The organism is Herbaspirillum sp. DW155, from assembly GCF_037076565.1.
GTDB lineage: Bacteria > Pseudomonadota > Gammaproteobacteria > Burkholderiales > Burkholderiaceae_D > Herbaspirillum.
The window spans coordinates 496,281-514,207 of sequence record NZ_AP029028.1; the positions used below are offsets into that span (position 1 = coordinate 496,281).

The 17,927-nt window shown below is 63.2% G+C and carries 18 protein-coding genes; 17 read left to right on the plus strand and 1 reads right to left on the minus strand.

Features of this window, described 5'->3' with window-relative positions; translation table 11 throughout:
• Positions 1-49: 49 nt before the first annotated feature.
• The 11 genes from AACH55_RS02235 (at position 50) to AACH55_RS02285 (ending at position 9,580) form a co-directional block, all read left to right on the plus strand.
• Entirely contained in the window at positions 50-1,081 is a 1,032-nt protein-coding gene (locus AACH55_RS02235) for an aromatic ring-hydroxylating dioxygenase subunit alpha (RefSeq protein ID WP_338717780.1), read from the plus strand.
• Positions 1,082-1,098: 17 nt separating this feature from the next.
• Entirely contained in the window at positions 1,099-1,965 is an 867-nt protein-coding gene (locus tag AACH55_RS02240) for an ABC transporter ATP-binding protein (protein ID WP_338717781.1), read from the plus strand.
• Positions 1,949-2,752, plus strand: coding sequence for an ABC transporter permease (locus AACH55_RS02245; protein ID WP_338717783.1), 804 nt, complete (start codon positions 1,949-1,951; stop codon positions 2,750-2,752). Before AACH55_RS02240 ends, AACH55_RS02245 begins: the two co-directional genes overlap by 17 nt.
• Before the next feature lie 28 nt (positions 2,753-2,780).
• Positions 2,781-4,196: an amidohydrolase family protein gene (locus AACH55_RS02250; RefSeq protein ID WP_338717784.1), complete on the plus strand. Its 1,416-nt coding sequence runs from the start codon at positions 2,781-2,783 to the stop codon at positions 4,194-4,196.
• Positions 4,197-4,297: 101 nt separating this feature from the next.
• Positions 4,298-5,059, plus strand: a complete 762-nt coding sequence (locus AACH55_RS02255) for a YqgE/AlgH family protein (protein ID WP_338717785.1) — start codon at positions 4,298-4,300, stop codon at positions 5,057-5,059.
• Between the two features lie 14 nt (positions 5,060-5,073).
• Positions 5,074-5,460 (plus strand): Holliday junction resolvase RuvX, encoded by a 387-nt coding sequence (ruvX, locus tag AACH55_RS02260; protein WP_338717786.1) that lies wholly within the window; start codon positions 5,074-5,076, stop codon positions 5,458-5,460.
• Entirely contained in the window at positions 5,457-5,969 is a 513-nt protein-coding gene (pyrR, locus tag AACH55_RS02265) for a bifunctional pyr operon transcriptional regulator/uracil phosphoribosyltransferase PyrR (RefSeq protein WP_338717787.1), read from the plus strand. The genes ruvX and pyrR overlap by 4 nt, the downstream gene beginning before the upstream one ends.
• Entirely contained in the window at positions 5,962-6,921 is a 960-nt protein-coding gene (locus AACH55_RS02270) for an aspartate carbamoyltransferase catalytic subunit (RefSeq protein ID WP_338717788.1), read from the plus strand. Before pyrR ends, AACH55_RS02270 begins: the two co-directional genes overlap by 8 nt.
• A 173-nt stretch (positions 6,922-7,094) precedes the next feature.
• Positions 7,095-7,379 (plus strand): GIY-YIG nuclease family protein, encoded by a 285-nt coding sequence (locus AACH55_RS02275; protein WP_338717789.1) that lies wholly within the window; start codon positions 7,095-7,097, stop codon positions 7,377-7,379.
• On the plus strand, positions 7,379-8,665 hold the full coding sequence (locus tag AACH55_RS02280) for a dihydroorotase (protein WP_338717790.1): 1,287 nt from the start codon (positions 7,379-7,381) through the stop codon (positions 8,663-8,665). Before AACH55_RS02275 ends, AACH55_RS02280 begins: the two co-directional genes overlap by 1 nt.
• Positions 8,666-8,779: 114 nt before the next feature.
• Positions 8,780-9,580 carry a lysophospholipid acyltransferase family protein gene (locus AACH55_RS02285; protein WP_338717791.1) on the plus strand — a complete coding sequence of 267 codons (801 nt, stop codon included), beginning with the start codon at positions 8,780-8,782 and terminating at the stop codon, positions 9,578-9,580.
• Here the strand turns inward: AACH55_RS02285 and AACH55_RS02290 are convergent.
• Positions 9,510-10,334: a symmetrical bis(5'-nucleosyl)-tetraphosphatase gene (locus tag AACH55_RS02290; RefSeq protein ID WP_338717792.1), complete on the minus strand. Its 825-nt coding sequence runs from the start codon at positions 10,332-10,334 to the stop codon at positions 9,510-9,512. The two genes, AACH55_RS02285 and AACH55_RS02290, sit on opposite strands and share 71 nt — an antisense overlap.
• A 111-nt stretch (positions 10,335-10,445) precedes the next feature.
• Between AACH55_RS02290 and AACH55_RS02295 the strand changes: the two genes are divergently transcribed.
• From AACH55_RS02295 to waaA, 6 genes are all read left to right on the plus strand, one after another.
• A complete protein-coding gene (locus AACH55_RS02295; protein WP_338720145.1) occupies positions 10,446-11,006 on the plus strand; it encodes a sugar transferase in 561 nt (186 codons plus the stop codon).
• Between the two features lie 41 nt (positions 11,007-11,047).
• Complete coding sequence (locus AACH55_RS02300) at positions 11,048-13,048, plus strand: nucleoside-diphosphate sugar epimerase/dehydratase (RefSeq protein ID WP_338717793.1); 2,001 nt, start codon at positions 11,048-11,050, stop codon at positions 13,046-13,048.
• Between the two features lie 55 nt (positions 13,049-13,103).
• Positions 13,104-14,474 carry a phosphomannomutase/phosphoglucomutase gene (locus AACH55_RS02305; protein ID WP_338717794.1) on the plus strand — a complete coding sequence of 457 codons (1,371 nt, stop codon included), beginning with the start codon at positions 13,104-13,106 and terminating at the stop codon, positions 14,472-14,474.
• A 56-nt stretch (positions 14,475-14,530) separates the two neighbouring features.
• Entirely contained in the window at positions 14,531-15,508 is a 978-nt protein-coding gene (waaC, locus tag AACH55_RS02310; RefSeq protein WP_338717795.1) for a lipopolysaccharide heptosyltransferase I, read from the plus strand.
• 163 nt (positions 15,509-15,671) lie between these two features.
• A complete protein-coding gene (locus AACH55_RS02315; RefSeq protein WP_338717796.1) occupies positions 15,672-16,541 on the plus strand; it encodes a Kdo hydroxylase family protein in 870 nt (289 codons plus the stop codon).
• 1 nt (position 16,542) lies between these two features.
• Complete coding sequence (gene waaA, locus AACH55_RS02320; protein ID WP_338717797.1) at positions 16,543-17,829, plus strand: lipid IV(A) 3-deoxy-D-manno-octulosonic acid transferase; 1,287 nt, start codon at positions 16,543-16,545, stop codon at positions 17,827-17,829.
• Positions 17,830-17,927: the final 98 nt, after the last annotated feature.

The following is a 17,927-nucleotide window of genomic DNA, read 5'->3' on the forward strand; positions in this document are numbered from 1 at the left end:
CGGACCACTGCGGACCCTGGCGTTCGCAGTCCAAGCAGAAGGAGTCGACATGCTGGTCACCCAACAAAAAGTCTTGCGCAAGTTCTGGTACGCGCTCATGCCCGTCTCGCATCTCAAGGATGGTCCGCAACCCTTTACGCTGCTGGGCGAGAAGCTGGTGCTCTGGCTCAGGGAGGATGGTTCTCCCGCCGCCCTGCAGGATCGCTGCTGCCATCGCACGGCGAAGTTGTCCAAGGGCTTCGTTGAAAACGGCAACATCGTCTGCGGCTATCACGGCTGGACCTTCAACGGCGAGGGCGCCTGCGTGCGCGTGCCGCAGAGCGTGGATGGCAGCGTGCCCTCCGGCGCCTGCGTGAAGTCGTATTTCTGCAAGGAGCGCTACGGTTACGTGTGGGTCGCGCTGGAAGAACCGCTGCGCGACATCCCGGATTTCCCCGAAGAGGGCGCGCCGGGCTATCGGCGCATCTTCCAGTTCTACGAGCGCTGGGAGACCAGTGCCCTGCGCATGATGGAAAATTCTTTCGACAATTCCCACTTCAGCTACGTGCACCGCGCCACCTTCGGTCTGTACGACCAGCCCAAGCCGGAGAAATACGAGATCACCGAAACCGACTACGGCTTCGAAGCAGAAACCCGCGTGCCCATCAAGAACGTGCCGGCCAGCCATCGCGTGACCGGCAGCACCGCCGACACCACGGTGCGCCACATGTTCAACCGCTGGTACCTGCCCTTCGTGCGTCGCTTCGGCTGCACCTATCCGGAGAGCGGGCGGCATCACATCATCTACAACTGCGCCACGCCCATCGATGATGGTTCCATCATGCTGTCGCAATGGCTGTATCGCAACGACACCGAAGAAGAGTGTTCCGAAGCCGAGCTGATCGCCTGGGATGCACCCATCCTGGTGGAAGACCGCGAGATCCTGGAAGCCACCGATCCCGATGCCTGCATCGACGTGCGCCGCCGCCAGGAATTCCACATGGCCTCGGATCGTCCCGGCCTCATCATGCGCCGCATGCTGCTGCAATTGCTGGAAGAGCACGGCGAATCCGAAGTGTTCCGCATCCACCCCGCTGCATGAACGCGCCAGGAGATTCCATGGACAGAGATGAACACGCCATGTCGCAGGCTGCGGCATGGGAAGTGAGAGAGCAGGAAGGTGCAGCCGCCGGTCCGCCGCCGGTGCTGTCGGCGCAGCGGGTGGAGAAGACCTATCGCAACGGCACCCGTGCGCTCGATGAAGTCAGGCTCGATATCGGTCGTGGCGAGTTCGTTTCGCTGCTGGGCCCCTCAGGATGCGGCAAGAGCACCCTGCTGAAGATGTTCGCCGGGCTGGAAGAACCGTCTCACGGCCACATCCGCTGGTGGGGCGGCAACCTGGCCACGGTGGGCACGCCCGAGCGCACCCTGGCGATGGTGTTCCAGGAGGCCACCCTGATGCCTTGGGCCACGGTGGAGCAGAATGCACGGCTGCCGCTGGACCTGCGCCACGTACCGCGTACGCAGGCCGATGCGCGCGTGGCCGAGGCTTTGAAGCTGGTGGGCCTGGAAAAATTCCACAAGGTGCTGCCGCGCGAACTCTCGGGCGGCATGCAGATGCGCGCTTCGATTGCGCGCGCGCTGGCCACTTCACCCAACCTGCTGCTGATGGACGAACCCTTCGGCGCGCTCGATGAATTCACCCGCAACAAGCTCGACGCCGACCTGCGCGACATCTGGAGCAGGCAGGATCTGACGGTGGTCTTCGTGACCCACAGCATCTATGAAGCGGTCTTCCTGTCCTCGCGCGTGATCGTGATGGCGGCCCGCCCGGGGCGGGTGATTGCGGATGTGGCCATCGATGCAGCGGGGCCGCGCGATGAAGCTTTCCGCATTTCCGCGCCCTTCATGCAATATTGCAAGACCCTTTCGGATTACCTGACGCTGGCCAACCAGCAGGGAGACGGCCATGCAGCCCAACACTAATCCGCTGGTCAATCGTCCCGGTTTCTGGCGCGTGGCCGCACCGCTGGGCATCGGCATGGCCCTGCTGCTGACCTGGCAGATCGTCTGCACGCTGCTGGAGGTGCCGCCTTACCTGGTGCCCAGTCCCGTGCTGATCGCCAGGACCCTGGTGGCCGATTGGGGCATGCTGATGGAGTCGCTGCTGGTGACCTTGAAGATCACCTTCCTGGCCTTTGCGCTGGCGGTGATCCTGGGGGTGGCGATTGCCTTCGTGTTCGTGCAGAGCCGCTTCATCGAGATCAGTCTCTTTCCTTATGCGATCATCCTGCAGGTCACGCCCATCGTGGCCATCGCCCCGCTGATCATCATCTGGGTCAAGGACACGACGGCGGCGCTGACGGTGTGTGCGACCATCATGGCGCTCTTTCCCATCATCTCCAACACCACGCTGGGACTGCGCAGCGTCAATCCGGGCCTGCTCAACCTGTTCCGGCTGAACAAGGCGACGCGCTGGCAGACCCTGCGGCGCTTGCGCATTCCCAGCGCCTTGCCTTATTTTTTCGGCGGCCTGCGCATCTCCAGCGGACTGGCGTTGATCGGCGCGGTGGTGGCCGAGTTCGTGGCCGGCACGGGCGGCACCGGTTCGGGACTGGCTTACCAGATCCTGCAGGCGGGCTTCCAGCTCAACATTCCGCGCCTGTTTGCGGCCTTGCTGCTGATCACGCTGACCGGCATCCTGCTGTTCTGGCTGATGAGCGCGCTGTCGCGCGCCGTGCTGGCCGGCTGGCATGAGAGCGAGATGGCATGACGACGTTTATCCGAGGAGCCGCATTTCCATGAACACCTTCCTGATCCGCAACCTGCAGGCCATCATGACCGGCTTGCCCGGCGCGGCCGCGCGCCATCCCGGTCCCGACATCCGCGTGGCCGACGGCGTGATTGCCGCCATCGGAAAGCTCGACGCGCTGCCCGGCGAAAGCGTCATCGATGCCAGCGATTGCGTTGCTTATCCGGCATGGGTCAATACCCATCACCATCTGTTCCAGTCGCTGCTCAAGGGCGATCCGCTGGGCATCAATGCCACGCTCACACCGTGGCTGGCGGCCACACCCTATCGCTATCGTGCCCGCTTCGATGCCGGGCTGTTCCGCCTGGCCGCGCGTATCGGCATGGTCGATCTGATGCGCTCGGGCTGCGGCACGATTGCCGATCACAACTACCTGTATTACCCCGGCATGCCCTTCGATACGTCGGAAATCCTCTTCGAGGAAGCCGGGCGGCTGGGCCTGCGCTTCGTGCTGTGCCGGGGCACGGCCACGCGCACGCGGCAGCTGGAAGCGGAATTGCCCAGCGCCTTGCGGCCGGAGACGCTCGATGGCTTTCTTGCCGACATGCAAGGTCTGGCCAGCCGCTTCCACGATCCATCACCGGCGTCGATGCGGCGCGTGGTGATGGCGCCGACCACGCCGCTCTATTCGGCCGCACCCGGTGAACTGCGCGAGATCGCCCAGGCCGCGCGTGTCATGGGCCTGCGGCTGCACAGCCATCTCTCCGAGACGGTCGGCTACCAGGACAGCGCGCATGCCATGCACGGCTGCCGGCCGGTGGAATTCTGCGAGCGCGTCGGCTGGCTGGGGCCGGACGTGTGGTTTGCGCATCTGGTCAAGCTCGATGCCGAGGAAATTGCATTGCTGGGAAGCACCAAAACGGGCATCGCCCATTGCCCGCAAAGCAACGGTCGGCTGGGCAGTGGCATCGCGCCGATCCGTGCGCTGGAGGCGGCCGGTGTGCCGGTCTCCATCGGCGTGGATGGCGCGGCCTCCAACGAGGCGGCCGACATGATCTCCGAAACCCATGCCGCCTGGCTGATGCAGCGCGCCCGGCGCGGCCAGGAAGCGACTCCCACGTTCCGGGGCGGTCACTTCGAAGGCGGGGCCGACGAGGCGACGGTGGAGGATGTGGTGCGCTGGGGGACCACCGGTGGCGCACGCGTGCTGGGACTTAAGGCGCTGGATGGCTTGCAGGTGGGTCAGCAAGCTGACATCGCGCTGTACCGGCTGGACGATCCGCGCTACTTTGGCTTGCATGATCCGGCCATCGGTCCGGTGGCTTCGGGTGGTCGGCCTTTCCTGAAGGCAATGTGGGTCGGTGGCCGCGCAGTGGTGCGCGATGACGCCATCCCCGGTGTGGACCTGGCCGAGCTGGGGGCGCAGGCGCGGCAGGCCGTCAAGACCATGCTGGCCGGCAATTGAAGTGGGGCAAGCCTCGGTAAAACCGGCTCGCAGGAGCCGGCTTTTCGGGCGCTTCCCCATGAGCCACATGGGATCCCGGCCAAAACTGCTAAAATGCCGGGATGATCAAGAGACGCAATTCTCCCTTCAGTTTCTCAGCCGAGGATTTCGATGAATCCATGGATTCCTTTGGCGCTTTCGACCCATTCCATTCCGACTCATCCTTGCGCCAGGCGAGCGCGGCCGGTGACGGCAAGCGCGCCGAGGGCGGGGATGACTCCGCCGAGGAAGTCCGTCCACCGCTGGAACTGGACCTGACCAATCATTTCCTCATCGCCATGCCGTCCATGCTGGACCCGATCTTCGGCGGCACCGTGGTCTATCTCTGCGAGCACAACCACAACGGCGCGCTGGGCGTGGTCATCAACAAGCCCACCGACATGACCATGGACGTGCTGTTCGACCGCATCAACCTCAAGCTGGAGATCCGCCCCGATACGCCCGACGCCATGCCGGAACTGTATCGCCGCCCGGTCATGTTCGGCGGCCCGGTGCAGGTGGAGCGCGGTTTCGTGTTGCATTCGACCTCGGAAAAATATTCCTCCACCCTGCAGGTCACCGATGAGGTGGCGCTGACCACCTCCAAGGATGTGCTCGAAGCAGTGGCACACGGTAACGGCCCGGAACGCGTGCTGGTCACGCTGGGCTGCTCGGGCTGGAGTCCGGGTCAGCTGGAAGGCGAGATCGGCCGCAATGGCTGGCTGACCGTCAAGGCCGATCCGGCCATCATTTTTGAGTTGCCGGTGGAGCAACGCTTCACGGCGGCACTGGCCCTTTTGGGCATCGATCCGGTGATGCTCTCCGGCGATGCCGGACGGGCCTGAAGGAGCACGGGCACTTGGACACCATCCTGGCCTTCGACTTCGGCCTGAAGCGCATCGGCGTGGCCGTGGGCAATACGGGCCTGAAGCAGGCGCAGCCGCTGGCGGTGATTAGCGAAGCGACCAACGACGGCAAGTTCGCGGCGATCGCGCGCCTGATCGCAGAGTGGCAACCGGCGCGCTGCGTGGTCGGCCTGCCCCTGCATCCGGACGGCGCCGAGCACGAGATGAGCGTGCGCTGCCGGCGTTTTGCCAACCAGTTGCACGGCCGCTACGGCGTCGAGGTCACGCTGGTGGATGAACGCTACAGTTCGGCGGTGATCCGGCACCAGCGCGGCGAACAGATCGATGACCAGGCCGCCGCCATCATTTTGCAGCAATACTTTGACGACGCACATTCATGAGCACAACACCTTCCCAGCTTGATGCAGAAGCGCTGTACCAGACCCTGGTGCAGCAGATCAAAGCCGGCCTGCAGGGCGCAACCGAGCTTGCGCTGGTGGGCATCCACTCGGGCGGTGCCTGGCTGGCCGAACGCCTGGCCGCGGAACTGGGCCTGACGGACCGCCTGGGCTTTGTCGACGTGTCCTTCTATCGCGACGACTTTTCCGAAAAGGGATTGCGCGCCGATGTGAAACCCAGCCAGGTGCCCTTCGATGTCGAAGGCGCCACCCTCCTGCTGGTCGATGACGTGCTCTACACCGGCCGCACCACGCGCGCGGCCATCAACGAACTGTTCGACTATGGCCGTCCGGCGCGCGTGCTGCTGGCGGCGCTGGTGGATCGTGGCGGCCGTGAGCTGCCGATTGCCGCCGACTTCGTAGCGGCCACGGTCACCCTGAGCAAACAAGAAAACCTGCAACTGCAACGCGCCGACGACGGCCGCTTCTCCCTTACGGTGGTCCATGCTTAATCCCCAACTCAACAAAAACGGCGAACTGCAACACCTGCTGACCATCGAGGGCCTGCCGCGCTCGATCCTGACGCACATCCTCGATACCGCATCCTCCTTCGTCAGCATCGGCGACCGCGAAGTCAAGAAGGTGCCGCTGATGCGCGGCAAGAGCGTCTTCAACCTGTTCTTCGAGAATTCCACGCGCACCCGCACCACCTTCGAGATCGCCTCCAAGCGTCTCTCGGCGGACGTGATCAACCTCAACATCCAGGCTTCCAGCACCAGCAAGGGCGAGTCGCTGCTGGACACCATCGACAACCTGGCGGCCATGCATGCCGACATGTTCGTGGTCCGCCATGCGCAATCGGGCGCGCCTTTCCTGATCGCCAAGCACCTGATCGATACGAAGCAGTCGCACGTCCACGTGGTCAATGCCGGTGACGGCCGCCACGCGCATCCGACCCAGGGTCTCTTGGACATGTACACCATCCGCCACTACAAGAAGGACTTTACCAACCTGCGGGTGGCCATCGTGGGCGACATCCTGCACAGCCGCGTGGCGCGCTCGGACATCCATGCGCTGACCACTCTGGGCGTGCCGGAAGTACGCGCCATCGGCCCGCGCACGCTACTGCCCAGCGGCCTGGAGCAGATGGGCGTGCGCGTCTTCCACAACATGGAAGAGGGCTTGAAGGATGTGGACGTCATCATCATGCTGCGCCTGCAGAACGAGCGCATGAGCGGCGCCTTGCTGCCCTCGGCGCAGGAGTTCTTCAAGAGCTACGGCCTGACCCCGGAACGCCTGGCCCTGGCCAGGCCGGACGCCATCGTCATGCACCCCGGCCCGATGAACCGCGGCGTGGAAATCGACTCGGCCGTGGCCGATGGCGCACAAGCCGTGATCCTGCCGCAGGTGACCTTCGGCATCGCGGTGCGCATGGCGGTCATGAGCATCGTGGCTGGCAATTGAATTGAGCAAGATGTCCTGAATCTGCCCTTCGATACGCCGCTGCGCGGCTACTCAGGGCGAACGGAGTCGATGTTTGACGATTCCGTTCCATCTGAGCCCGTTCGGGCTGAGTAGGTCCGCAGGGCCGTATCGAAGCCAGCGCACGGTGTGCGCGATCAGAAGTAGAGGTGAGCATGGCGTTTTATGTTTATCTTTTACGCTGTTCGGATGGAAGCTATTACGTAGGCCATACGGACAATATCGAGACGCGGATGGCACAGCATCAGTCTGCTGCATTGAAGTGCTATACATCGACGCGGCGACCGGTGCAGCTGCTGAAGACTGAAAGCTTCGATACCAGAGATGAGGCTCTGGCGGCGGAGCAACAATTGAAGGGCTGGACTCGCAGGAAAAAAGAAGCCTGGCTCGCAGGAAATTTTGAAGAATTAAGACGACTCGCTAAAAAGACATTCAACTGATGAAACTGCATATCAAGAACGGCCGCCTGATCGACCCGGCCAACGGCATCGACGCCCAGCAGGATGTGTATGTGGCCGCCGGCAAGATCGCCGGTGTGGGCCAGGCCCCGGCCGACTTCGTGGCCAACAAGACCATCGATGCCACCGGCCTGATCGTGGCCCCCGGCCTGGTGGACCTGTCGGCGCGCCTGCGCGAGCCCGGCTACGAATACAAGGCCACGCTGGAATCCGAGATGCAGGCCGCCATCCAGGGCGGCGTGACCAGCCTGGTCTGTCCGCCCGATACCGATCCGGTGCTGGACGAACCGGGCCTCGTGGAAATGCTCAAGCACCGCGCCCGTTCGCTCAATCAGGCCCACGTCTATCCGCTGGGCGCACTGACCGCCGGCTTGAAGGGTAAGGCATTGACCGAGATGGCCGAGCTGACCGAGGCAGGTTGCATCGGCTTCTCGCAAGCCGAAGAGCCGATCACCGATACCACCGTGCTGCTGTCGGCGCTGCAATATGCCAAGACCTTCAACTACACCGTCTGGCTGCGCCCGCAGGACCCGCACCTGGGCCGTTCCGGCATCGCCCACAGCGGCCCGGCTGCCTCGCGCCTGGGTTTGTCGGGCGTGCCGGTGATGTCGGAGACCATTGCGCTCTACACCCTCTTCGAACTGATGCGCGCCACCGGCGCCCGTGTCCACCTCTGCCGCATGTCCTCCGCTGCAGGGCTGGAGCTGGTGCGCCAGGCCAAGAGCGAAGGCCTGCCGGTGACCTGCGACGTGGGTGTGCACCACATCCACCTGTGTGATCTGGATATCGGTTTCTTCGATTCCAACGCCCGCCTGACGCCGCCGCTGCGCTCGCAGCGCGACCGCGAAGCGATCCGCACCGCCTTGCTGGACGGCACCATCGATGCGGTCTGCTCCGACCACACCCCGGTGGATGATGACGAGAAGCTGCTGCCTTTTGGCGAAGCCTCGCCAGGCGCCACCGGCCTGGAACTGCTGCTGTCGCTGTCGCTGAAATGGGCGCTGGAGAGCGAAGGCCAGGGCAAGGAAGTGCTGTCCAAGGCGATCTCCAAGGTGACGCACCGCGCCGCCAGGGTCGCGGGCCTGAAGGCCGGCAACCTGGCCGTGGGCAGCGTGGCTGACCTCTGCCTGTTCGACCCGAACACCATGTGGAAGGTGCAGGGGGCGGCGCTGGCCAGCCAGGGCAAGCACACGCCCTTCCTGGGCTACGAGCTGCCGGGCGTGGTCAAGGCCACCATCGTGTCGGGGCATATCGCTTTCGAACGCTGATGTCCGCTGCAGCTTGATTCCTGCTTGATCGATGGTTACTTTCGGGTAACCTCGGTCTTGATTTTTGCTTACGTCGAATTTGCCCTTCACGACCCGATCACAAGCCGATACGCCATGTTCGTTTTTCGTTTGTTGCGCCTGATTGCGCATCTCTTCAAGGGCATGGCGGTGTGTGCCTTCCTGTTCCCGTTCACTTCCGAGAAGGGCAGGCAGGCGCATATCCGGCGCTGGTCGCGCAAGCTGCTGCGCATCTGCGGCATCGCCATCAAGATCGACAGCCCCCTGCCGATTCCGCGTTCGCTGCTGGTGTCCAATCACGTGAGCTGGCTGGATATCTTCGTGGTCAATTCGCTGCAGCCCTGCCGCTTCGTGGCCAAATCGGAAATCCGCAGCTGGCCGCTGATCGGCTGGCTGTGTGCCAAGACCGGCACCATCTTCATCTCGCGCGGCAAGGCCAGCGACGTGCGCCGCATCTTCAAGGGACTGGTGGAAAGTATCGAGAAGGATGAACACGTGGCCTTCTTCCCCGAGGGCACCACCGCGCCGCAAGGCACCCTGTTGCCATTTCACGCGAACCTGTTCGAGGCCGCCATCGATGCAAAGGCGCCGGTGCAACCCTATGCGCTTCGCTATGTGGATGCCGAGGGCAAACTGCATGCGGCGGCTGACTTCATCGGCGACATGTCCATTGCCGAGAGCATCCTCACCATCCTCAAGGCACGCGGGATGACGGCCGAGCTGAAGCAATTGTCACTCATCAGCACGGAGGGGGCGCATCGCCGCGACCTCGCGCGCGCCGCACGTGAAGCGATTGCCATCGGGCTGGGTTATTCGCCGGAGTCGCTCAACCCGGCCGGCGTGCCTGCGGACACTGCACCTGGAACAGTGCCCGATCCTCAAGTCGCACCGCGCTGAGCTTTCCGCCCCACACGCAACCCGTATCCAGAGCGATCAGGTTGGGGCGCATCACCAGCCCCAGCGTAGACCAGTGACCGAAGACCACGGTCACATCCTGTGTGCACCGCCCTGGCACGTCGAACCAGGGCATCAATCCCTCCGGCGCCGCTGCGGCGCCTTCCTTCACGGCGAAATCCATCGTGCCATCGGCCTGGCAGAAACGCAGGCGGGTGAAGGCATTGATGATGCAGCGCAGGCGTTCGTGGCCGGCCAGGTCATCGCTCCAGCGGTCGGGCTGGTTGCCGTACATGTGGCGCAGGAAGTCGATCCACTGGTCGCTGCGCAGCATGCTTTCCGCTTCTCCGGCCAGCGTCAGCGCCTGTTGCAGATCCCATTGCGGTAGCACGCCGGCGTGCACGATCAGGTGACCCTGTTCATGGATGGCCAGCGGCCGGTGGCGCAGCCAGTGGATCAGTTCTTCGCGATCGGGGGCATTGAGGATCTCGTCCAGGGTGTCGTCGCGGTGTGCCGGACGGATACCGCAGGCCACGGCCAGCAGGTGCAGGTCGTGGTTGCCCAGCACTGACCGGGCGCGCTCGCCCATCTGCATTACGGTGCGCAGGGTTTGCAGGGATTGGGGGCCGCGGTTGATGAGGTCGCCGGCGAAGATGAGCGAACTGGATGCGTTACTGAGGCGAGTCAGGAGTTGCTCCAGGGAACCGGCGCAACCCTGGAGATCGCCGATGATATAAGTCGTGGAAGAGGAGTGCATACGAAGTAAAGAGCTTGCTTGGCCTGCAAGATTGGGCAAGGAAATGTTAGCGGCCGTCATACATAAAAGTTATCATACGACGGTATTTGCACGTCTGTGCCTATTTTCATGATGAAACGTTTCTTTGACATTCTCGTTGTGCTCGTGGCTGGCGTGATACTGGCGCTGCCCATGCTGCTGGTGGCTATCCTGGTCAAGGTGACCTCCAGGGGGCCTGTCCTGTACTGGTCGGATCGCGTGGGGCAGGATAACCGGATATTCAGCATGCCCAAATTCCGCTCGATGAAAACGGGCACCCCGGCGGTGGCCACGCATCTGCTGACCGACTCCGGATCGCACCTGACCCCCATCGGCGGTCTGCTGCGCAAGACCAGCCTGGATGAGCTGCCGCAACTGTGGAGCATTCTGCGGGGAGACATGTCGCTGGTCGGTCCTCGGCCAGCCCTTTACAATCAGCATGACCTGATTGCTCTGCGTACTGAGCTGGGCGTCAGCAGGCTCAAACCGGGGCTGACCGGCTGGGCCCAGGTCAACGGCCGCGACGAGTTGCCCATCCCGGTCAAGGTGCAGTTCGATGAGCAATACCTGCGGATGCGCTCCTTTTTCTTCGACCTGCGCATCCTGTGGATGACGGTGGTCAAGGTGCTCGGGCGCGATGGCATCTCCCACTGACAATCTTGCAAGGAACCAACAACAATGAAGGATAGGCAGTCATGAGACGCCATGTGCTGGATTTGCCGCGGCTGAACAAGCAAGCCATTGTCGCCACGATCGACGTCCTGATTTCCCTGCTGGCGACCTGGATCGCTTTCTCCTTGCGTCTGGACAGCCTGCACTGGCCGCAGGGCTACCAATGGCACGTCTACCAGATCGCCCCCGTGCTGATGTTGCCCATCTTCATCCGCATGGGGCTGTATCGCTCGGTATTCCGCTATACGGGCATCGCCGCGATCGTGACCATCGCCAAGGCCGTCGCCCTTTATGGCCTGCTGCTCTTCACGTTGCTGGTGTGGCTGGCCCTGCCCGGCATCCCGCGTTCGCTCGGCGTTCTGCAGCCGCTGCTGTTGCTGGTGATGGTGGGAGGGAGTCGCGCTTTTGCACGGCTGTGGCTGAGCCAGGCCGATTCCAAACGCAAGCACCTGCGCCAGTCGCGACTGCTGGTCTACGGTGCCGGGCAGGTGGGGGCACAGATTGCCGAAGCCATGGAACGCCAGCACCAACTGGTCCTCTTCGGCTTCCTCGAAGACAACCGCGAGCTTTACGGCAAGACCATCAATGGCCGCCGGGTCTATCCGGCCAGCGAGGCAGAACGGCTCATCGACACGTTTGCCATTACCGATATCCTGCTCGCCCTGCCTTCCATCAGTCGTGCCCGCCGCAAGGAAATCATCGAGAAGCTTCGTCCTTTCCACGTACACATCCGTTCGGTCCCGGATCTTGCGGACCTGGCACAAGGAAAAGTGGCCGTCACGGAGGCTCACGAGCTGGATATTCTCGACCTGCTGGGGCGGGAGCCGGTCCTTCCCAATCCGGCACTGGTCGGTCGCAACGTCAGCAACAAGGTCGTCCTGGTGACTGGCGCCGGTGGCAGCATCGGCAGCGAGCTTTGCCGCCAGATCCTCAGTTCCAGGCCATCCAAGCTCTTGCTGTTCGAGCAAAACGAATTCAACCTCTACACGATCCATCGTGATCTGCAGCAACGGCAGGCTAGCACCTCGCCCGGCACCGAACTGATTCCGCTGCTGGGCGACGTCTGCAATTTCGAGCGGATCAACCAGGTCTGCCGTACCTGGCAACCGCGCACCATCTACCACGCAGCGGCCTACAAGCATGTGCCGCTGGTCGAGCACAACCCCGTGGAGGGAGTGACCAACAACGTCTTCGGGACGTATTGCGTGGCGCGGGCGGCCATCGAGAACCAGGTCAGTGACTACGTACTCATCAGTACCGACAAGGCGGTCCGGCCGACCAATATCATGGGCGCCAGCAAGCGCATGGCGGAAATGGTCTTGCAGTCGCTGTCCGATGTCGACGTGGTGCCGCGTTTTCTCGGTCAGGAGGCCAATGGCCCCGGTACGCGCAATCTGACCCGATTCTCGATGGTGCGTTTCGGCAACGTGCTCGGTTCTTCCGGCTCCGTCGTGCCGCTGTTCCGTGAACAAATCAAGGCCGGAGGCCCCATCACCCTGACCGATCCGGAGGTGACGCGTTACTTCATGCTCATTCCGGAGGCGGTGCAACTGGTCCTGCAGGCCGGTGCCATGACCGAAGGCGGTGACGTCTTCGTACTCGACATGGGTGAGCCGGTCCGCATCCTGGACCTGGCGCGGCGCATGGTGGAGTTGTCCGGTCTGACTATTCGCGACGAGCACAACCCGGAGGGCGACATAGAAATCCAGACGGTCGGGTTGCGCCCGGGTGAAAAGCTTTATGAAGAGTTGCTCATCGGCGAACAGCCTGAGCCAACCGCACATCCGCGCATCATGACCGCGCATGAAGATTTCATCCCCTGGGATCGTCTGGCGGAGGAGCTTCGCCATCTGCACGATGCCTTGCAGGCCAATGATGTCGGCGCGATCCGCGCCCTGCTGCACAAGTTGGTCAGCGGTTATCAGCCGGCGGCTGAGATCGTGGACTGGGCCTTTGTCGAGAAGCGCCGCCAGGGCGCGCAGCGGCAGGAGGCCCCTCGTTTCGAAGTCGTCAGCAAATCATGACGGCTTACTCTGATTGCGCATTCCATCCAACCCGTACCTTGAGGACCACCTTTCCATGATCTCCAATTCCATCTTCAAAGCCTACGACATCCGCGGCATCATCGACAAAACCCTGGACGACCAGGTCGCCTTCCAGATCGGTCAGGCCTTCGGTGCCGCGGCCTTGGCCAAGGGCCAGAAGAAGGTCGTGATCGGTCGGGATGGCCGCCTCTCCGGTCCCTCGCTTTCTGCTGCGCTGGCCAAGGGCTTGCAGGCCGTCGGCGTGGACGTGATCGATCTGGGCATGGTGGCTACCCCCATGGTCTACTTCGGCACCCACGTGCTGGATACGCAATCGGGCATCATGGTCACCGGCAGCCACAATCCGCCGGACTACAACGGCTTCAAGATGGTGCTGGCGGGTGAAGCCATCCATGGGGAGACCATCCAGGGCCTGTACCAGGCCATCGTCAAGGGCGAATTCCCTCAGGGCGCCGGCAGCTACAGCACCCATGACATCAAGGCGGCCTACATCGCGCGGATGATCTCGGATGTGAAGCTGGCGCGTCCCCTGAAGATCGCCGTCGACTGCGGCAATGGTGTGGCCGGTGCCTTCGCCGGCGAGATCTACCGGGCCCTGGGCTGCGAAGTCACCGAGCTGTTCTGCGAAGTGGACGGTAACTTCCCCAACCACCATCCCGATCCGGCGCATCCGGAAAACCTGCAGGATCTCATCCGCTGCCTGCAGGAAACCGACAACGAACTCGGCCTGGCCTTTGATGGCGATGGCGACCGCCTCGGCCTGGTCACCAAGGATGGCCAGATCATCTATCCGGACCGCCAGCTGATGCTCTTCGCCGAAGACGTGCTGACCCGTAACCCGGGCAAGGAAATCCTCTACGACGTCAAGTGCACCCGCCACCTGGCCCCGTGGATCACCGCGCGCGGTGGTCAGCCGCTGATGTGGAAGACCGGCCACTCCCTGGTCAAGGCCAAGCTGCGTGAAACCGGCGCCCCGCTGGGCGGCGAGATGAGCGGCCACATCTTCTTCAAGGATCGCTGGTTCGGCTTCGACGACGGCCTCTATGCCGGCGTGCGCATGCTGGAACTGATGGCCCGCCAGAGTGATCCGTCGGCCGTGCTCAATGCCCTGCCGCAATCGGTGAGCACCCCGGAACTGCAGCTCAAACTGCAGGAAGGCGAGAACTTCGCGCTCATCGGCAAGCTGCAAAGCTATGCCAAATTCGAAGGCGCCCAGGACATCATCACCATCGACGGCCTGCGTGTGGAATACGCCGACGGCTTCGGCCTGGCCCGTTCCTCCAACACCACGCCGGTAGTGGTGCTGCGCTTCGAGGCCGAGACGCCACAGGCGCTGGAACGCATCCAGGGCGAATTCCGCAAGGTCATCCTGGCCGCCCGTCCTGATGTGACGCTGCCGTTCTGAGCAGCCGATGAGGTAAGATGCTGGCCCACCATTCAGTCAGCCAACGTGGGTCAGCCTTGAAAATTCTTATCGTCCGTGTCTCTTCGCTCGGAGACGTCGTTCATAACATGCCGATGGTGGCGGACATCCATCGGCATTTCCCCGGCGCACAGATCGATTGGGTAGTCGAAGAGGGCTACACCAGCCTGGTCGGCCTCAATCGGCACGTGCACAAGATCATCCCCATCGCCTTGCGCCGCTGGCGCAAGACCCTGTTCTCGTCGGCCACGCGCGCCGAGATCGGCGCGTTCCGCCGGCAGTTGCGGGCCGAGTGCTATGACGTGGTGTTCGATACCCAGGGCTTGCTCAAGACCAGCGTGGTCATGCGCATGGCGCGCCTGGCGCCGCAGGGGCGCCGCATCGGCCTGGCCAATGCGACCGAAGGTTCGGGGTATGAGCCGGTATCGCGCATCTTTCACGATCAGAGCATTCCGGTCGGCATTCGCACCCATGCGGTCATGCGCGCCAGGCTGGTAGCGGCGGGGGCGCTGGGCTACCAGATCGAGGGATTGCCCGACTTCGCCTTGCAGCCGCCGGAGCCGGCGCGATTTGACTGGATGCCGGAGCAGCCTTATGTCGTCTTCTTCCACGGCACCGCGCGTGCGGCCAAGCAATGGCCGCAGGAGCGCTGGGTCAAGCTGGGCCAGGCCCTGGCCGCGCGCGGCTTGCCGGTCCTGTTGCCATGGGGGAGCGTCAGCGAGCAGGAAGCTGCCCGCCAACTCGCCGCCGGTATCCCCGGCGCGACCGTGCTGCCGGCGCTGCCGATGATGCAGGCCGTGGCGCTGGTGCAGCAGGCGCGCCTGGTGATCGGGCTCGATACCGGGCTGACCCATATCGCCGCCGCCTATGGCAAGCCCACGGTCGAGCTCTACTGCGATTCCCCGCGCTGGAAGACCGAAGGCAATTGGTCTCCCTCCATCTTCAATCTGGGCGACCTGGGCAACCCGCCTCCCGAGGAGGACGTGTTGCGGGCCGCACTGGACTTGCTGGACTGATCTGACGCGGCGGGGGACCACTTGGGCATATGTTGAAGCAGATCAAAAGCCCCGCTCAAAGCGCCAACTTTGCCGTAGAAGCCCCGTGCGACGCGACTTTCAGGCAAGACAGGGCAGGTGTTCCGGTCACACGGGCAGGGCGCTTGCGGGCATAATACGCGCCATGGAATCGCAAATTATCGAGATTGGCCTGACCGAATGGCAGGTCGACCACCCCAATCCGGAATGGATTACCGCGCTGGAAGCGGGCAAGGTGCTGTACTTCCCGCAACTGGCTTTTCAGTTGCTGGAGTCCGAGCGCGCGCTGCTGGATCCATCCGTGCGCGCCCCCAAGTCGCGCAACATCAGCCTGGACGCGCGTGGCCATATCAAGGGCGCCGCTGGCGGCACCGAGCAGCAACTGGCTCTGGCCGCCATGGTCGGTCGCTTCCGCGAGCAGGCACTGTCCCTGGTGCATACGCTGCTGCCCAAATACCGTGACGCCTTGCGCATCGCACCCACCAGCTATCGTCCGATGCAAGTGGAAACGCGCTCCCAGTCCTGGCGCGCCGATGACCGGCGTATGCACGTTGATGCCTTCCCCTCACGCCCCAACTATGGTGAGCGCATCCTGCGCGTCTTTACCAATGTGAATCCGGACGGGGTGCCGCGCGTCTGGCGCGTGGGCGAGCCCTTCGAGACTGTGGCACGGCGTTTCCTGCCGCGTGCCAAGCCTTATGTACGCTGGCAGGCCAGTGCGCTCAAGGCCCTGCACGTGACCAAATCCTTCCGCAGTGAATACGACCACCTCATGCTGCAACTGCACGACGGCATGAAAGGCGACATGCAATACCAGCAGGACGCCCAGCAAGTCACCATGCCATTTGCCGCCGGTTCGGTCTGGATCTGCTTCTCGGACCAGGCCTCGCATGCGGTCATGTCGGGCCAGTACATGATGGAACAGACCCTGCACCTGGCGCCGGAACTGCAATACGATCCGCAGTCGAGCCCGCTGGCCATTCTCACGCGCCTGGTCGGCCACCCGCTGGTCTGAGATGCGGCTGCTGTATTCCTTCCTCTGGTGGCTGCTGCTGCCGCTGGTCCTGCTGCGCCTGTGGCGGCGTGGTCGCAAGGAGCCGGGTTATCGGGCGCACCTGGCTGAACGCCTGGGCTTTTATCCGCACGATGCGCGCCTGTCTGATCCACAGGCGCGTTTCATCTGGGTGCACGCGGTATCGGTGGGTGAGACCCGTGCCGCCGAACCGCTCATCGACGCCTTGTTGCAGCAGTATCCGCAGCATTCTATTTTGCTCACCTGCATGACGGCCACCGGCCGCGACACCGGCGCCCAGGTCTATGGCAAGCATGGCCAGCGAGTGGTGCAGAGCTTCCTGCCTTACGACACGGGATGGATGTGCGCGCGCTTCCTGCGTCATTTCCGTCCGTCCGTGTGCGTGCTGATGGAAACCGAAGTCTGGCCCAACCTGATTGAGCAATGCCGTCGCCATGGTGTGCCGGTGATGCTGGCCAATGCGCGTCTTTCGGAACGTTCGTTGCGGCGTGGATTGCGTTTTGCCGCGTTGCTGCGCCCCGCGGCCGAGGCGATCGATGTGGTGGCGGCCCAGTCCGAGGCGGATGCCGAGCGCTTGCGCGCTTTTGGCGCGCGTCATGTGGAGGTGACTGGCAGTCTCAAGTTCGACGTGCAGGTGCCGCCCGAACTGGTCGCGCTCGGACACGAATGGAAGCGGGCTATCGGCAAGCGCCAGGTGTTGTTATGCGCCAGCACCAGAGAGGGTGAAGAAGTCCTGATCCTGGATGCCTTGCGCGATTTTGGGCGACGGGATTGGCTCCTGATGATTGTGCCGCGTCATCCGCAGCGCTTCGAGGAGGTGGCCGCATTGATGCGCTCCTACGGCCTGGCGGTGCAGCGGCGATCACAATGGGGCGACGGTGTGGACATGACCGGCATCGATGCTGTCTTGGGCGACTCGATGGGCGAAATGTCCGCCTATTTTGCGGCCTGCGAACTCGCATTCATCGGCGGCAGCCTGTTGCCGTTGGGCGGGCAGAACCCGATTGAGGCCTTTGCAATCGGCAAGCCCGTGCTGGTCGGAACGCATACTTTCAATTTCAAATCCATTACGGAGTCGGCAATCGATATGCAGGCGGCATCGCGTATCGATTCGGCCGGCAGGATGCTGGCAGAGGCCGCCGCCTTGCTGGACGCCCCCGCTCGCCTGTTCGCCATGGGACGCAATGCATCCCGATTTGCGCAACAGCATCGCGGCGCAACCCGAAAGACACTGGCGCTGCTGCAAGTGTTGTTGCCCGTGCAGCGCTGACCGGTGATGGCCTCGGCATCTAGCTTTTGGACCATCATGGCTGTCTTTACATGTTGCAATTCGGGTAAATTTGGCAGCCATTCAATCTCGCCTTCACT

Bases quoted from the DNA above. Each gene is read 5' to 3' on its own strand.
- AACH55_RS02235 (WP_338717780.1), top strand. From the start codon at position 50: ATGCTGGTCACCCAACAAAAAGTCTTGCGCAAGTTCTGGTACGCGCTC.
- AACH55_RS02240 (WP_338717781.1), top strand. From the start codon at position 1,099: ATGGACAGAGATGAACACGCCATGTCGCAGGCTGCGGCATGGGAAGTG.
- AACH55_RS02245 (WP_338717783.1), top strand. From the start codon at position 1,949: ATGCAGCCCAACACTAATCCGCTGGTCAATCGTCCCGGTTTCTGGCGC.
- AACH55_RS02250 (WP_338717784.1), top strand. From the start codon at position 2,781: ATGAACACCTTCCTGATCCGCAACCTGCAGGCCATCATGACCGGCTTG.
- AACH55_RS02255 (WP_338717785.1), top strand. From the start codon at position 4,298: ATGATCAAGAGACGCAATTCTCCCTTCAGTTTCTCAGCCGAGGATTTC.
- pyrR (WP_338717787.1), top strand. From the start codon at position 5,457: ATGAGCACAACACCTTCCCAGCTTGATGCAGAAGCGCTGTACCAGACC.
- AACH55_RS02270 (WP_338717788.1), top strand. From the start codon at position 5,962: ATGCTTAATCCCCAACTCAACAAAAACGGCGAACTGCAACACCTGCTG.
- AACH55_RS02275 (WP_338717789.1), top strand. From the start codon at position 7,095: ATGGCGTTTTATGTTTATCTTTTACGCTGTTCGGATGGAAGCTATTAC.
- AACH55_RS02280 (WP_338717790.1), top strand. From the start codon at position 7,379: ATGAAACTGCATATCAAGAACGGCCGCCTGATCGACCCGGCCAACGGC.
- AACH55_RS02285 (WP_338717791.1), top strand. From the start codon at position 8,780: ATGTTCGTTTTTCGTTTGTTGCGCCTGATTGCGCATCTCTTCAAGGGC.
- AACH55_RS02290 (WP_338717792.1), bottom strand. From the start codon at position 10,334: ATGCACTCCTCTTCCACGACTTATATCATCGGCGATCTCCAGGGTTGC.
- AACH55_RS02295 (WP_338720145.1), top strand. From the start codon at position 10,446: ATGAAACGTTTCTTTGACATTCTCGTTGTGCTCGTGGCTGGCGTGATA.
- AACH55_RS02300 (WP_338717793.1), top strand. From the start codon at position 11,048: ATGAGACGCCATGTGCTGGATTTGCCGCGGCTGAACAAGCAAGCCATT.
- AACH55_RS02305 (WP_338717794.1), top strand. From the start codon at position 13,104: ATGATCTCCAATTCCATCTTCAAAGCCTACGACATCCGCGGCATCATC.
- AACH55_RS02315 (WP_338717796.1), top strand. From the start codon at position 15,672: ATGGAATCGCAAATTATCGAGATTGGCCTGACCGAATGGCAGGTCGAC.
- waaA (WP_338717797.1), top strand. From the start codon at position 16,543: ATGCGGCTGCTGTATTCCTTCCTCTGGTGGCTGCTGCTGCCGCTGGTC.